The following is a 13,562-nucleotide window of genomic DNA, read 5'->3' as shown; positions in this document are numbered from 1 at the left end:
ATGTACTTAGTCTCCACTAAGTAGGAGGATTCCCATGGGACTTGGGCGACTGCTCCAACATGAAGGGGCTCATCGGCAGGACGCCGTAGGGCTCACGCTCGACCATCCCCGCGGTTACGAACTGTGCGGGGCCGTCTGCTTCGCCGGCCTGCGACCGCGCGCCTACTGGCGTCTCGCCGCCCTGAGCGGCGCCCGCCCCGGCGACGCCGTCCTCGACGTCGGCAGTGGAACGGGGTATCTGAGCCGACGTATGGCCCGTACGGTCGGGCCGGGCGGCACGGTCGTCGGCGTCGACCCGTCCGAGTCGCTCGTCGCCTACGCCCGGCGGCGTACCCGCGAGCCCGGATGCTCGTACGACATCGGGGTGGCCCAGCAACTCCCTTACGAGGACGGCCGGTTCGACGTCGCCGTCACCAGCCTCGCCGTGCACCACATCCCTGAAGAGGTACGGGCCGAGGCGATGCGCGAGATCCATCGGGTCCTGCGTCCCGGCGGACGTCTCCTGGTCGCCGACTTCCGGCCCCCGCGCAGCCGGCTGCTGCGGCACGCCGTGAGCGCGGCGACCGCCCCCGAGATGGCGCACAACGCCGTCGACGCGCTGGACCGGCTCGTCGCCGACGCCGGGTTCGGCGTGCGGGGGAGCGGGGACGTACGGCCGTGGCTGCGCTATGTGCAGGGCGTGCGTGAGGGTGACTGAAACCCACCGGAAAACCCACCGGAAAAGTGGCCGGAGATACGGCTGGAAGGCGATCGGAAAAGGGGTCTGTAAAGAGAAGGGTAAAGGCCCGCCGCGGAAAGCGGCGGGCCGGCGTTCACGTCAGCCGCCCACGTACCAGGTGAATCCGCCGGAGGACGCGGCCACCGCGAGCAGCACGCCGAAGATGACGAGATCGACGATACCGAGAACGACGGCTGACTTCGCCATTCCGGTGCCACCCTTGGCCGCTGCCTGACGCAGGCCCAGGACACCGAAGACAATGGCCAGCGGGCCCAGAACGATGTTGAGGAAAAAGATTCCGACGATTCCGCACACCAGGCCGGCGACCGCGAATCCATTGGTCCGTGAGCCCGAGGAAGCGGTCGAAGAGTTGCCGAATCCCGCCATGAGACACTCCTTGCCTCTAGAATTCCTGTCTCGTCCGACGCAGTTCAGGTGCCCCGGAATCGAACCCCCAATCAACGAACTGAATTCGGTGGCGGTTCAGCGCTTGCGGTGGCGCAGCGTCAGCCACAGCGCGAGGGCTCCGGCGGACACGGTGCAGACGGCGGTCGCGACGAGGACGACACGGTGCTCCCGCGCCGCCTCGGCCCCGGCGGCCGCCTGCTCCCGCACCTGGTCCTTCACCTGTGCGGCCTTGTCCTTGGCGCGGCCCTTGACGTCGGCCTTGGCCGCGAGGGCCTCGACCGTGTCGCCCAGGTCGGCCCGGGTCCGCTCGATCTGTGCGCGCAGCTCCTCGGGGGCGGCCGCGGTCGGCCGGTCGTGCGCGGGCGGTGTCATCGGCGTGCACTCTCCTTGATCTCGGCCACATCGGCCTTGAGGTTCTCGACGGTCCGGGCGGGGGTCGGCGGCGCGGCCCGGCCGAACTGGCGCCTGCCGCGGGCGGTCAGTACCGCGGCGATCGCACCGAGCACACCGGCGACGATCAGCGCGGCCGCCCAGACCGGCAGCGCGACGGCCAGTCCGGCGACAGCGGCGGCCACCAGCGCCTGCAGCATCAGGAACCCGACGACGCCCGCGCCGCCGAACATTCCCGACCCCCTGCCGTAACGCCTGCCCTTCTCCTTCATCTCCGCCTGGGCCAGGCGGAGTTCGCCCCGCACCAGCTCGGTCAGCTGGTGCGAGGCCCGCTGGACCAGTTCACCGACCGGTTCCTGACCGATGTCGCGGCGCTCCGCTTCGGCATGCTGCCGGGTGTCCGGCACGGCGGTCACCTCCCACTTCTCCGGATCGGTCGCGGCCGGGGCCGCGACGCGGGCATGAGAGGGGACGAGTACCCCGAGGCGCCGCTCGCTACCGGGGCACGGACGCAGGGACGGACGGGGGTGCGGTGGCCCGTGGGAGAGGCCGGGACGCGCCCGGCCGGCCGCCGACGACATGAACCGGTCGGACGCGCGGCCGTCGATGGTCCCGCATCATCGACGGACCGTCGCCTGTCTGCCCAAGCGACGCCCCGAGCAGGCCCGTCCTTCCGGGCCCGGCCTCGCGTGCGCACCGTACTCGTGTCACGGTCCGCCGCCACAGGGGCCGAACGGCCCTCGCCGCTACCGGCCGGTACAGGCGGGGAGGCGATTCCGACGAATGGCCGTGTCACGAAAGGGCACGCAGGATGGGAGAGGCCCTTCAGAGGCAGAGAACATCCCCGTCGAAAGGCGCGCACACCCCATGAGTGAGGTCACAGGCAAGGCGACCACCACGGATTCCGGCGCTCCGGTCGAAAGCGATGAACACTCGCTCACGGTCGGGGCAGGCGGCCCGATTCTGCTGCAGGACTCCTATCTGATCGAGCAGATGGCACAGTTCAACCGGGAACGGATTCCCGAGCGGCAGCCACACGCCAAGGGAAGCGGAGCGTTCGGTCGCTTCGAGGTCACCGCGGACGTGAGCGCGTACACGAAAGCGGCGCTCTTCCAGCCGGGGACCCGGACCGATCTGGTCGCCAGGTTCTCCACCGTCGCCGGTGAGCGCGGCAGCCCGGACACCTGGCGCGACCCGCGCGGATTCGCGGTGAAGTTCTACACCACCGAGGGCAACTACGACATGGTGGGGAACAACACCCCGGTCTTCTTCGTGAAGGACCCGATGAAGTTCCAGCATTTCATCCGGTCCCAGAAGCGCCGCGCGGACAACAACCTGCGCGACCACGACATGCAGTGGGACTTCTGGACCCTGTCGCCGGAATCCGCCCACCAGGTCACCTGGCTGATGGGGGACCGCGGCATCCCGCGGACCTGGCGCCACATGAACGGCTACACCTCGCACACGTACATGTGGATCAACGCGCAGGGCGAGCGGTTCTGGGTGAAGTACCACTTCAAGACCGAGCAGGGCATCGAGTTCTTCACGCAGGACGAGGCCGACCGGATGTGCTCGGTCGACACCGACTTCCACACCCGTGACCTCTTCGAGCACATCCGCGACGGCGACTTCCCGAGCTGGCGGCTGTTCGTGCAGGTCATGCCGTACGACGACGCCCCCGGGTACCGCTTCAACCCGTTCGACCTGACCAAGGTGTGGCCGCACGCGGACTATCCACTGATCGAGGTCGGCCGGATGACCCTGGACCGCAACCCCACGGACAACCACGCCGAGATCGAACAGGCGGCGTTCCAGCCCAACAACTTCGTCCCCGGCATCGGCCCCAGCCCCGACCGGATGCTGCTCGGCCGGCTGTTCTCCTACGCCGACGCGCACCGCCACCGGATCGGCGGCAACTACCAGCAGCTCCCGGTCAACGCCCCCGTCGCGCCCGTCCACACGTACTCCAAGGACGGCGCGATGGCCTACCGCAAGACCGAGGACCCGGTGTACGCGCCGAACTCCAAGGGCGGCCCCGCGGCGGACACCGACCGCCACGGCACCCCGCCCAGCTGGTCAGCGGACGGCGACATCACCCGGACCGCCTACGTCGACCACCCCGAGGACGACGACTGGGGCCAGGCGGGCACCATGGTCCGCGAGGTCCTCGACGACGCCGCCCGCGACCGGCTCGTGGACAACGTCGTCGGGCACCTGCTGAACAGGGTGAGCGAGCCGGTGCTGGCCCGCGCGTTCACCTACTGGAAGAACATCGACAAGTCGGTCGGCGAGCGCATCGAGCAAGGGGTGCGCGCCAAAACCGACAGCTAGACCGGGCCGGGGGCGGCGCCGCTGCCGCCCCGGCCGTCACGTCCGGCCGGTGAGCTCCCGCTTGAGGATCTTGCCGGTCGGGCCCTTGGGCAGGGCGTCGACGAGCCGGACGACCCGCGGGTACTTGTACGGCGCGACGCGCGCCTTGACGTACTCGATGAGCTCCTGCGCCGTGACGGTGGCGTCGGGGCGCGGGGTCACCACCGCGGTGACCTCCTCGCCGTGCAGCTCGTGCGGCACACCGACCACGGCCGCCTCGGCGACCGCGGGGTGGGTGTACAGCACCTCCTCGATCTCGCGCGGGTAGACGTTGTAGCCACCCCGGATGATCATGTCCTTCTTGCGGTCGACGATGAAGTAGTGGCCGTCCTCGTCGCGGCGGGCCAGGTCACCGGTGCGGAACCAGCCGTCCACGAAGGCCGCCGCGTCGGCCTCGGGGCGGTTCCAGTAGCCGGACATGACGTTCGGCCCCAGGACCGCGATCTCGCCGACCTCGCCCTCGGCGACGTCCTTGCCCTCGTCGTCGATCAGCCGCACCTCGACGCCCTCGACCGGCGTGCCGATCGAGCCGGGCTTACGGACCCCGTCGACGGAGCCGAGCGTGACCACGGGCGCGGTCTCCGACAGGCCGTACCCCTCGACGACCGGGCAGCCGAACGCGGCCTCGAACCGGTGCAGCACGTCGACGGGCATCGCGGAACCGCCGGTCGCCGCGACCCGTACGGTGTCCACGCCCGCCCCGCCCGCCGCCTCCGCCGCGGCGAGCAGCGCCACGAACATGGTGGGCACGCCCTCCATCAGCGTGACCCGGTCGCGGGCCAGGATGCGCAGCGCGGCGGCGGCGTCGAAACGGGGCAGGAGCGTCACGCAGGCACCGTTCAGCACGGCCGCGTTCAGCCCGCAGGTCTGGCCGAAGACGTGGAAGAAGGGCAGACCGCCGAAGACGGTGTCCTCCGTCGTGAGCCCGAGCAGCCGGGACACGGTGCGGGTGTTGCTGCCGAGGTTGGCGTGGGTGAGGACGGCGCCCTTGGGACGGCCCGTGGTGCCCGACGTGTAGAGGATCACCGCCGGGTCGTCGTCGGCGCGCTCCACCGGCTCGGCCTGCGCGGCGACGGAGCCGAGCAGCGCCGCGAAGGCCTCGTCCGTCACGTCGACACAGGGGATGCCGAGCCGTTCGGCGGCGGCTGACGCGTGCTGCGCCGACGCGGCCCAGGTGAGGACGGCCCGCGCCCCGCAGTCGCCCGCCCCGTACGCGATCTCGTCCGTCTTGAGCAGCGGGTTCATCGGTACGACCACGGCTCCGGCGCGCAGCGCGCCGTAGTACACCACCGCGAACTGCGGAATGTTCGGCAGCATCACGACGACCCGGTCGCCCGGCGCGACGCCCTGCTCGGTGAGCCAGCCGGCGACCCTGGCGCTGCGCTCGTCGAGCCCCCGGTAGTCGAGCACGTGGTCGTCGAGCCGGAGCGCGGGACGGTCGGGGTGAACCCCCGCCGTGTGCACCAGATTGCGGGCGAGATTGGTCACCATCGACCTCTTTCGTGCGAGTCCACCGGCTTGTCCGCGACAGCCGCCCGGGCCGTCCGCGTGCGGTGCGGCCGGCGTTGCTGTCGGTAGGTACGTTCTCCCGGCCGCGGCCGGCAGGGCTTGATCTGAGACGACAAGTTCTTGACATTCTGCGACATCGCGGCGGATCTTGAGGCCGTGAGCGTCATACAGGGGACCGGTCTGCTCGGATACCGCGAGCTCGTCAGCGCACTGGGAGCCGATCCCGAGCCACTGCTGCGGCACGCGGGGATCGACCCGGACGACGTCGGGAACCCCGACGCGTTCATCCCGTACGTGAGTCATGTCCGCGCGGTCGAGACGGCGGCGGCCGTCACCGGCACCCCCGACTTCGGCCGTCGGCTCGCCCTGCGCCGGGACATCGACGTCCTGGGGGCGGTCGGCGTCGCGGTACGCACCGCGGCCACGGTCGGAGAGGGCTTCGCCATCGCCGAGACGTACCTCGCCGCCTACGCGCCCGCGCTCCGCGTCGAGGTGCAGCCGCTCGACGACCCGGAGCGGTGCTTCTTCGAGTTCGAGATCCTCGTCGACCGGCTCCCGGCGCACCAGCAGTCGCTCGAACTGGCCCTCGGCGTCGTGATCGCTGTTCTGCGGCGCCTGTGGGGCCCCGACCGCCGCCCGCTCGCCGTGCACTTCCCGCATGCCCCGGTCACCCCCGAGGACGCCTACCGGGACTACTACGGCTGTCCCGCGCGCTTCGGCGAGCCGCGCGCCGGATTCACCCTGCGCACCGCCGACCTGGCCCGGCCGGTGAGCCAGGACCACCTCGCCCACCACGCGCTCGTCGACTACCTGGAGACCGTCGTCGGCGGCCGCGACCGCAGCCTGGCCGGGCGCGTGCGACGGCTGGTGCGCCCGCTCCTGCCGACCGGCCGGACCACGCTCGACCTCGTCGCGGAGCGGTTCGCGATGCACCCCCGCACCGTCCAGCGCCGCCTGGCCACCGAGGGGGTGTCCTTCAACGAACTCGTCGATCAGGTCCGCAGGGAGAACGCCGAGCGCTACATCCGCGACACCGACCTGACCATGACGCACGTCGCCCGGCTCCTGGGCTACTCCGACCAGAGCGTGCTCACCCGCTCGTGCAAGCGCTGGTTCGGCCGGGGGCCGGCCGCCCACCGAGAGGCGCTCGCGGCCGCCCGGGAGCAGGGGTTCAGCGCACCGGGAAGCCGAACGAGTAGCCCTGCTCCTTGAGCTCGGGCAGGATCCGGCGCAGCGCCGCCACGGTCTGGGACCGGTCGCCGCCCGCGTCGTGGAAGAGCAGCGTCGGCCCGTTGGGCAGCTCCCGCTCGACGGTGGCGACGATGGCGTCCGTGCCGGGGCGTTCGAAGTCCTTGGTGTCCACGTTCCAGCCCAGCGGCCGCATCCCCCGGTCGGCGGCGAGCTTGCGGCTGTACGGGGTGAAGGCGCCGCCCGGCGCCCGGTAGTACATCGGCCGCACGCCGCCGGACGCCTTCGTGATCATGCGCTCGGCGTCGAGGATCTCCTTCGACTGGTAGCTCTCCGGTGCCTTGTCCATGCCGGTGTTGTGCGACACCGAGTGGTCGCAGAGCCGGTGCCCGGCCGCGACGACCTGCTGCACGAGGTCGGGGTGGGCCTGCGCCTGCGTCCCCACCATGCAGAACGTCGCCTTCACCCCGAACTCCTTCAGAACGGCGAGGACCTGCGGGGTCCACTCGGGGTCCGGGCCGTCGTCGATGGTGATGTTGACGCCGCGCGCCCCGGCGTCCGAGGCATGCGCGATGGTCGTGTCGACCGGCTTCGGGGTGGCCGGGGCGGAGGCCTTGGGCGGGGTGCCGACGGCGACGCCGGCCTGCGCGGCCCACACCGAGGCGCCGGTCGCGAGCAGCGTCACCCCGAGCGCCGCCCCGAGCACCTTGCCGTTCCAGCCCCGCCCGCCGTGCCGCGCCATGTCCGCCCCTTTTCGCCCAGTTGCTCGCCGATCCCGGTCACCTTGCGACCAACAGGCAGGACGACGGATCGGGGGCTGCGGATCCCTCCGTTACGGATCACGGACATTCCCGGGAAAGATCGCGGACAACTCTTCCCGAACAGCGGGCGGGATCGCACCAGTTGACCCGTTTTCGGTGCGGGCCGCAGGTCAGGCCGGAGGGGGGCCGGGTGCGCGCAGGGCATCGGCGACCAGATCGAGCAACTGCCGGGTGCGCTCGGTCCTGTCGCCCGCGGCGGTCGACAGGAACACCCCGAGCAGCAGGGTGATCACATCGTCCGGGTCGACGTCCTGCCGGAGCGTGCCGGCGCGCCCGCCCGCTTCGAGCAGTGCGCCGATCGCGCCCGTGAGCCGCTCCCGTGTCGACACGGTCGCGCCGCGGCCCGGGGCCCAGCCGCCACCGAGTCCGCCGATCATGCCGCGCTTGGCCGACACCAGTTCCGCGTACCGGTCCATCCACGCGCGCAGGGCGGCCTCGGGCGGCAGCTCCTCCAGGAGGGACGCGGCGCTCTCGGTGACCGCGTCGAGCTCCGCGGCGTAGACGGCCTCGACGAGCGCCTCGCGGGTCGGGAAGTGCCGGTAGAGGGTGCCGATGCCGACCCCCGCGGCGCGGGCGATCGACTCGAGCGGCACCGCGGTGTCGGCGGCGGTGAAGGCGGACCTGGCCGCCGCGAGCAGCTTCTCGCGGTTGCGGCGCACATCGGCGCGGGGCGCGCGGGCGGGCCGCTGGTCGGGGTGCGGTGCGGGCTCAGGCAAAACGGAGGCTCCTCCGGTAGTGCTACAGTCAAGGGAACGGAGGCTCCTCCGTTTCATCTATTCTCGCATGAGGTGGGACACCCATGACCTCTCACGCATCTTCTTCCGATGTGCCCGTCACCGCGACGGGCGCGCCCCGCGCCGGAGGCGCCGGCCGGCTCGTCGGCCGTACCGTCTCCCGCGTCGGGTTCGGTGCCATGCAGCTGCCGCGTCTGAGCGAGGACCGCGGCGCCGCCGTCGCGATCCTGCGCCGAGCCGTCGAGCTGGGCATCGACCACATCGACACCGCGTACTTCTACGGCAACGGCTTCTCCAACGACGTCATCCGCGAGGCGCTCCGCCCCGAGGACGGCGTGGTCGTGGTCAGCAAGGTGGGCGCCACCCCCGACACCTCCTCAGGCAGTGCCCATCCGCTGCGGCTCGCCCAGCGCCCCGAGGAGCTGCGCACCGCCGTCGAGGACAACCTCAAGAGCCTCGGCGTCGAACAGATCCAGCTCGTCAACCTGCGCCGCGCCGCCCGCGCCCCCGGCCTGATCGCGGAGGGCGACCAGGTCGTCGACCTCGACGATCAGCTCGCCGTCATGACCGCCCTGCGCGACGAGGGCAAGATCGGCGAGATCGGCATCAGCCACGTCGGCATGGACGAGCTGCGCCGGGCGCTCCCGGTGGGCCTCGCCTGCGTGCAGAACGCGTACAGCCTCGTGGCCCGGGACGACGAGGAGATGCTCGGCCTCTGCGCCGCCGAGGGCATCGCCTGGGTGCCGTACTTCCCGCTGGGCAGCGCCTTCCCCGGCATGCCGAAGGTGACCGACGAACCCGCCGTCCGCGCCGCCGCCGAGGCCGTGGGCGTCACCCCGGCCCAGGTCGGCCTGGCCTGGCTGCTGCACCATGCCCCGAACGTGCTGCTCATCCCGGGCACCGCCGACCCCGGGCATCTGGCGGCCAATGTCGCCGCGGGCTCGGTCGCCCTCGACGAGGAGACACTGGCGGCGCTGGACGCCGTACCGACGCGTGCGGGAGAGATCCTGGCCGGCTGAGCGACGCGGCCGCGTCAGTCCCGGCCGACCGGGGCGTCCAGGAGAGGCCCGAGGAGTCGTCGCGGGTCCACGGCCTCGGGCAGATCGCTGACCTGCCCGTCCCCGACCTCGACGACACGCCACACGCCGTCGTCGCGCCGGGCCAGGTCCGTCGTCACGAAGCGGTTGCCGAGGGCGCGGACCAGCGGCGCGAGAGCGTCGAGATCGGGCTGGGGCAGCGCCGCCCCGTGCGGATTCCTCGCGTCCGGGTGCGCGGTGGTGAGGACCGGGGCCGCGTCGATCCACCACACCCGCAGCTCGTCGCCGCGGAACTCCTCGAAGGAGCGCAGCACGATGCCGCCCACGAGGCTGTCCTCCTGGAGCTCCAGGAACCGTTCGACCACGCCGGTCAGCCGTACGGTGTCGGCGGTGTCGGGGACGAAACACGCCTCGTCCCATTCGTGTTTGCGGGACTTGACGTAGTCCTTGACGACGGCGGGGCCCGGCCCCAGGAGGGCGGCCAGCCCGGCCGGACCGTCCGCGGGAAGCGCGGCGCCGGGCTCGACCGGCAGCCAGACACTGCGCGGTGTCACCTCGGCGAACGTCGCGTACCAGCCGGGCAGTTCATGGGCCCGGCGGTACCGGCGGGCGTCGGTGACCAGGCCGCTGCCCCGTTCGGCCAGCGCGGACTCCAGGTCGGCGTAGCGGTCGCCGGGCAGCATCCACCCGCAGTACCAGAGCGGACCGAGCCCCCGCTCGACCGCGGCCACCGCGTCCGCGGCACGTCCGCGCATCAGGGCCTCGTGGTCGAGGAGCGTGACGACGCCGCCCCGCTCCCGGACGGCGGCGGCAGCGGCGGCGAAGTGCGGATCGGGGCGGCGCGGGCGCAGCGGGTCGTGGCAGGTCAACAGGGCGGCCGGCATGCGGGCAGCTTAGACGTCGCAGCTTCCTCGGCCGCCCCGCCGGGGGCCGGTCAGCCGACGTCCGTCGGTGCGAGCTTCCTCGGCCGCTCCGCCGGGGGCCGGTCAGCCGACGTCCGTCGGTGCGAGCTTCCTCGGCCGCTCCGCCGGGGGCCGGTCAGCCGACGTCCGTCGGTGCGCTGGTCCCGCTGCCGCGGCGCTGGGCATGGAAGCGCGCCTTCTTCTCGCGGTTCCCGCACGTGTTCATGTCGCACCATCTGCGGGTGCGACTCCGGCTGGCGTCGAAGAAGGCGGCCCGGCACGTCGGCGACGCGCACAGGGCCAGTCTGCCGTCCCGCTCGCCCGCGACGACGCTGATCGCGTCGGCGGCGATCACACCGAGGGCGTCCTGCACACGGGACGCCGGGCCGAGCCGCCATTGACGATGTCCCTCGACCGTCAGGACCGCCGAGGCCCGCCCCTGCGCGCTGCGGTCGTTGATGATCCGGACGGCGGACGCGGGGAGGGGTTGCGCGAGCGCGGCCGCGGTCGCGACGGCGTGGATCGACTCCCTCAGTTCCCGGGCGAGTTCGAGCTGGGCGGTGGTGCAGGAGGCCGCCGCCAGACCGTTGACGGCCAGCCAGTCGAGGAGCCGTCGCGGGGTGGGAATGCGCTCCACGGCATCGCCGTGACGCTCCGTCAAGGTCCCGGTGAAGCTGGTCGCCAGCACGGTGCCGAGGCGGAAGTCGGGGAACTCAGCGCGCATGGAACCAGCTTAGCCGGGGGCGCGGAAGGTCCGGCCGGTCGCTGGACGGCTGCCCGCCGGGCACGTGGTTGTCCCCTGCGAGCCGACATGTTAGAACCGGCATTGCCGGTTCGAGCGAGGGCGGAGCCGGTGCCGCGACGGCCAGGAGGTTCCGTGTCCCGTACTCGTCCGACCAGGGACGTGCAGGCATTCGAAGCCCGCGCGACCGATGCCGAACTCGACGACCTGCGCGCACGACTGGCCGCGGCGCGGCTGCCCGAGGCCGAGACGGTGCGGCACGCCGCACCCGGCCCGCGCCGATGGGACCAGGGCGTTCCGCTCGCCGACCTCGTCGATGTCGTGCGCTACTGGCGCACCGAGTACGACTGGCGGGCCTTCGAGGCGCGGCTCGACCGGATCGGGCAGTTCCGCACGACCATCGACGGCCTGGGGATCCACTTCCTGCACCGCCGGTCCGCACGCGCGGACGCCACCGCGCTGATCCTGACGCACGGCTGGCCCGGCAGCGTCGCCGAGTTCATCGACGTCATCGACGAACTGGCGGATCCGAAGGACGCGGACGCGCCGGCCTTCCACGTCGTGGTCCCGTCGCTCCCGGGCTTCGGCCACAGCGACAAGCCGACCGCTCCCGGCTGGGGCATCGAGAAGATCGCGGCCGCGTGGGTGGAGCTCATGGACCGGCTCGGCTACGGCACGTTCCTCGCCCACGGCGGCGACTGGGGCGGCCCCATCACCACCGTCCTCGCCGGACGTTTCCCGGCGCACGTGCTCGGCATCCACACGACGACCGCACAGGCACCGCCCGGCCTGTCGACGGACGGGCTGACGGCGGCCGAGCTCGCCTGGGTCGAGGAGACGCACGACTTCTGGAACGGGCCTCCCGCGGCGTTCGCGAAGCAGCAGGCGACCCGGCCGCAGACCATCGGCTACTCCCTCGTCGACTCACCGGTCGGACTGCTCGCCTGGATCCTCGACAAGTTCGCCCAGTGGACGGACACCGAGGACAGCCCGTTCGAGACGATCTCCTTGGACCGGTTCCTGGACAACGTCACCCTGTACTGGCTGACCCGCAGCGGTGCGTCGTCCGCCCGCATCTACTACGAGAGCCACCTCTCGCTCGACCCCGAACTGCGGGTCGACGTGCCCTCGGCCGTCGTCGTGTACCCGCACGACATCGAGAAGTGCCCGCGGCCCTGGGCGCAGAGGCGCTACCGGCGGATCGTCCGGTGGCGGGCGGCCGACGTCGGGGGACACTTCCCGTCGCTGGAGGTGCCCGCGTACTTCGTCGAGGATCTGCGGGAGGGCCTCGCGGCCGTGCTGGCCGCCCGCCGCTGACCGCGCCCGGTCAGAGCCCGGCGAGCGCCGTCGTCAGACGGTGGATCGCCTCGTCGACCGTGGCCCGGGGGCAGCCGAGGTTCACCCGCATGTAGCCGTGCCCCTCCTGCCCGAACTTCGGCCCCCTGTCGAACCACAGCCGGGCGGTGAGCAGCAGGAACCGTTCGAGGGCGGCCGCGTCCAGGTCCAGGCCCCGGAAGTCCGTCCACGCCAGGTACAGGGAGTCGGCGGGCAGCACCCGCACCCGCGACGTCGCCGCGTTCACCGACCGGGCGAAGTGCTCGTGGTTGCCGCGCAGATACGTGAGCAGCTCCTCCAGCCACGGCTCGCCGTGCGTGTACGCGGCCTCGGCGGCCACCATGCCGAGGACGTTGACGAGAGGAAAGACGTTGCGGTCGTACTGCCGGGCGAACTCCTCGCGCAGCCGCCGGTCGGGAACGATGACGTTCGCGCTCTGCAGTCCGGGCAGGTTGAAGGTCTTGCTGGGGGAGGTGCACGTGATGCAGTTCCGGGCGAACTCCGGGCCGAGCGACGCGAACGGGATGTGCCGCTTCGCCGGGTTGATGATCAGGTCCTGGTGGATCTCGTCCGCGATGACGAGCACCTCGTGCCGGGCGCAGATCTCGCCCATGGTGCGCAGTTCGTCCTGCGACCACACGCTGCCGGTCGGGTTGTGCGGATGGCTCAGGATGAAGATCTTGGTGTCGGGGCGGATCGCCGCCTCGAACGTACGGGCGTCGAAGGCGTAGCCGTCGGCGGTGCGCACCAGGGGCGCGTAGGTAAGGTGGCGGCCGTTGAGCCGGACGTCCTCGTGGAAGTGGACGTAGACCGGCGGCTGGACGAGTACGGAGTCGCCCGGCGCCGAGAACGCCTGGACCGCCGTCTTCAGGCTCGTGATGATGCCCGAGGTCTGCACCGTCCAGGACCGGTCCACGTCCCAGCCGAACCGCTTGGCCTGCCAGCCCGTCACCGCGTCCAGGTAGCTGTCCGTGGCACCGGCCGGATAACCGAGGACGCCGTGCTCCACCGCTTCGTGGAGCGCGTCGAGAACGGCGCGCGGTGCCTTGAAGTCGGTGTCGGCCACCCACATGGGCAGGGGCTCGGCCGCCGCCTCGTCGGGCGCGAGGAACTCCGCGGCGGCCGCCCACTTCATGGAGTTCGACTTTCTGCGGTCGACGGGCTCGTCGAAGATCGAGAACGGGGCGCTCACGGGTCCTCCTCGGGGTGGGTGATCATCGCGTGGGCCGGGGCGGCCGTCCTCAGGGTGTCCGGAAGCCGCGGAAGATCACAGCCATGCGCACGACGGAGTCCGTGACCTCAGGGTCGGCCTCCGGCAGACAGGCGGATAGGTGGCCGCCGCACCGAACCGGCGGGTCAGGTGCGCCTGGCGGCCGGGCAGCGGGGCTCCGACGGGATCGGCCGGGCA

The 13,562-nt window shown here is 71.9% G+C and carries 14 protein-coding genes; 5 read left to right on the top strand and 9 right to left on the bottom strand.

From position 1 onward, the window contains the following. The first annotated feature begins 34 nt into the window (after positions 1-34). Positions 35-697 (top strand): class I SAM-dependent methyltransferase, encoded by a 663-nt coding sequence (locus tag J3486_RS25145; protein WP_207823959.1) that lies wholly within the window; start codon positions 35-37, stop codon positions 695-697. A 120-nt stretch (positions 698-817) separates the two neighbouring features. Here the strand turns inward: J3486_RS25145 and J3486_RS25140 are convergent, their stop codons facing one another. The 3 genes from J3486_RS25140 to J3486_RS44350 form a co-directional block, all read right to left on the bottom strand. Continuing rightward, entirely contained in the window at positions 818-1,105 is a 288-nt protein-coding gene (locus J3486_RS25140) for a DUF4190 domain-containing protein (protein WP_207823958.1), read from the bottom strand. 96 nt (positions 1,106-1,201) lie between these two features. Then, the gene (locus tag J3486_RS25135) at positions 1,202-1,498 is read right to left on the bottom strand and encodes a DUF3618 domain-containing protein (protein WP_207823957.1); all 297 of its coding nucleotides are present in this window, start codon (positions 1,496-1,498) and stop codon (positions 1,202-1,204) included. Further along, positions 1,495-1,932, bottom strand: coding sequence for a phage holin family protein (locus J3486_RS44350; RefSeq protein ID WP_374194766.1), 438 nt, complete (start codon positions 1,930-1,932; stop codon positions 1,495-1,497). Before J3486_RS44350 ends, J3486_RS25135 begins: the two co-directional genes overlap by 4 nt. A gap of 451 nt (positions 1,933-2,383) precedes the next feature. Between J3486_RS44350 and J3486_RS25125 the strand changes: the two genes are divergently transcribed. Next, positions 2,384-3,847, top strand: a complete 1,464-nt coding sequence (locus J3486_RS25125) for a catalase (protein ID WP_207823955.1) — start codon at positions 2,384-2,386, stop codon at positions 3,845-3,847. 36 nt (positions 3,848-3,883) lie between these two features. On the opposite strand, the gene J3486_RS25120 is transcribed toward J3486_RS25125, so the two are convergent. Then, positions 3,884-5,374, bottom strand: coding sequence for a long-chain fatty acid--CoA ligase (locus J3486_RS25120; protein WP_207824124.1), 1,491 nt, complete (start codon positions 5,372-5,374; stop codon positions 3,884-3,886). 177 nt (positions 5,375-5,551) lie between these two features. On the opposite strand from J3486_RS25120, the gene J3486_RS25115 reads away from it, so the two are divergent. Beyond that, entirely contained in the window at positions 5,552-6,607 is a 1,056-nt protein-coding gene (locus J3486_RS25115; RefSeq protein WP_207823953.1) for an AraC family transcriptional regulator, read from the top strand. Here the strand turns inward: J3486_RS25115 and J3486_RS25110 are convergent. Further along, entirely contained in the window at positions 6,567-7,325 is a 759-nt protein-coding gene (locus J3486_RS25110; protein ID WP_207823951.1) for a polysaccharide deacetylase family protein, read from the bottom strand. The two genes, J3486_RS25115 and J3486_RS25110, sit on opposite strands and share 41 nt — an antisense overlap. 189 nt (positions 7,326-7,514) lie before the next feature. Continuing rightward, positions 7,515-8,120, bottom strand: coding sequence for a TetR/AcrR family transcriptional regulator (locus J3486_RS25105; RefSeq protein ID WP_229378527.1), 606 nt, complete (start codon positions 8,118-8,120; stop codon positions 7,515-7,517). A gap of 83 nt (positions 8,121-8,203) precedes the next feature. Here J3486_RS25105 and J3486_RS25100 point away from each other — a divergent pair, with 83 nt between their 5' ends. Continuing rightward, positions 8,204-9,157, top strand: coding sequence for an aldo/keto reductase (locus J3486_RS25100; protein ID WP_207823947.1), 954 nt, complete (start codon positions 8,204-8,206; stop codon positions 9,155-9,157). 14 nt (positions 9,158-9,171) lie between these two features. Here the strand turns inward: J3486_RS25100 and J3486_RS25095 are convergent, their stop codons facing one another. Then, positions 9,172-10,059: an ATP-grasp domain-containing protein gene (locus J3486_RS25095; RefSeq protein WP_207823945.1), complete on the bottom strand. Its 888-nt coding sequence runs from the start codon at positions 10,057-10,059 to the stop codon at positions 9,172-9,174. A gap of 154 nt (positions 10,060-10,213) precedes the next feature. Next, on the bottom strand, positions 10,214-10,801 hold the full coding sequence (locus J3486_RS25090; RefSeq protein WP_207823943.1) for an ABATE domain-containing protein: 588 nt from the start codon (positions 10,799-10,801) through the stop codon (positions 10,214-10,216). Positions 10,802-10,954: 153 nt separating this feature from the next. On the opposite strand from J3486_RS25090, the gene J3486_RS25085 reads away from it, so the two are divergent. Then, the gene (locus J3486_RS25085; protein ID WP_307804925.1) at positions 10,955-12,136 is read left to right on the top strand and encodes an epoxide hydrolase; all 1,182 of its coding nucleotides are present in this window, start codon (positions 10,955-10,957) and stop codon (positions 12,134-12,136) included. A 10-nt stretch (positions 12,137-12,146) separates the two neighbouring features. On the opposite strand, the gene J3486_RS25080 is transcribed toward J3486_RS25085, so the two are convergent. Beyond that, positions 12,147-13,346: a MalY/PatB family protein gene (locus J3486_RS25080; RefSeq protein ID WP_307804924.1), complete on the bottom strand. Its 1,200-nt coding sequence runs from the start codon at positions 13,344-13,346 to the stop codon at positions 12,147-12,149. Positions 13,347-13,562: the final 216 nt, after the last annotated feature.

It is taken from the genome of Streptomyces sp. VRA16 Mangrove soil, from assembly GCF_017377775.1.
Classification (GTDB): domain Bacteria; phylum Actinomycetota; class Actinomycetes; order Streptomycetales; family Streptomycetaceae; genus Streptomyces.
This window is presented reverse-complemented; position numbering and strand designations above follow the sequence as displayed.

Coding starts and splice junctions, on each gene's coding strand:
- J3486_RS25145 (WP_207823959.1), top strand. CDS start 35: ATGGGACTTGGGCGACTGCTCCAACATGAAGGGGCTCATCGGCAGGAC.
- J3486_RS25140 (WP_207823958.1), bottom strand. CDS start 1,105: ATGGCGGGATTCGGCAACTCTTCGACCGCTTCCTCGGGCTCACGGACC.
- J3486_RS25135 (WP_207823957.1), bottom strand. CDS start 1,498: ATGACACCGCCCGCGCACGACCGGCCGACCGCGGCCGCCCCCGAGGAG.
- J3486_RS25125 (WP_207823955.1), top strand. CDS start 2,384: ATGAGTGAGGTCACAGGCAAGGCGACCACCACGGATTCCGGCGCTCCG.
- J3486_RS25110 (WP_207823951.1), bottom strand. CDS start 7,325: ATGGCGCGGCACGGCGGGCGGGGCTGGAACGGCAAGGTGCTCGGGGCG.
- J3486_RS25100 (WP_207823947.1), top strand. CDS start 8,204: ATGACCTCTCACGCATCTTCTTCCGATGTGCCCGTCACCGCGACGGGC.
- J3486_RS25095 (WP_207823945.1), bottom strand. CDS start 10,059: ATGCCGGCCGCCCTGTTGACCTGCCACGACCCGCTGCGCCCGCGCCGC.
- J3486_RS25090 (WP_207823943.1), bottom strand. CDS start 10,801: ATGCGCGCTGAGTTCCCCGACTTCCGCCTCGGCACCGTGCTGGCGACC.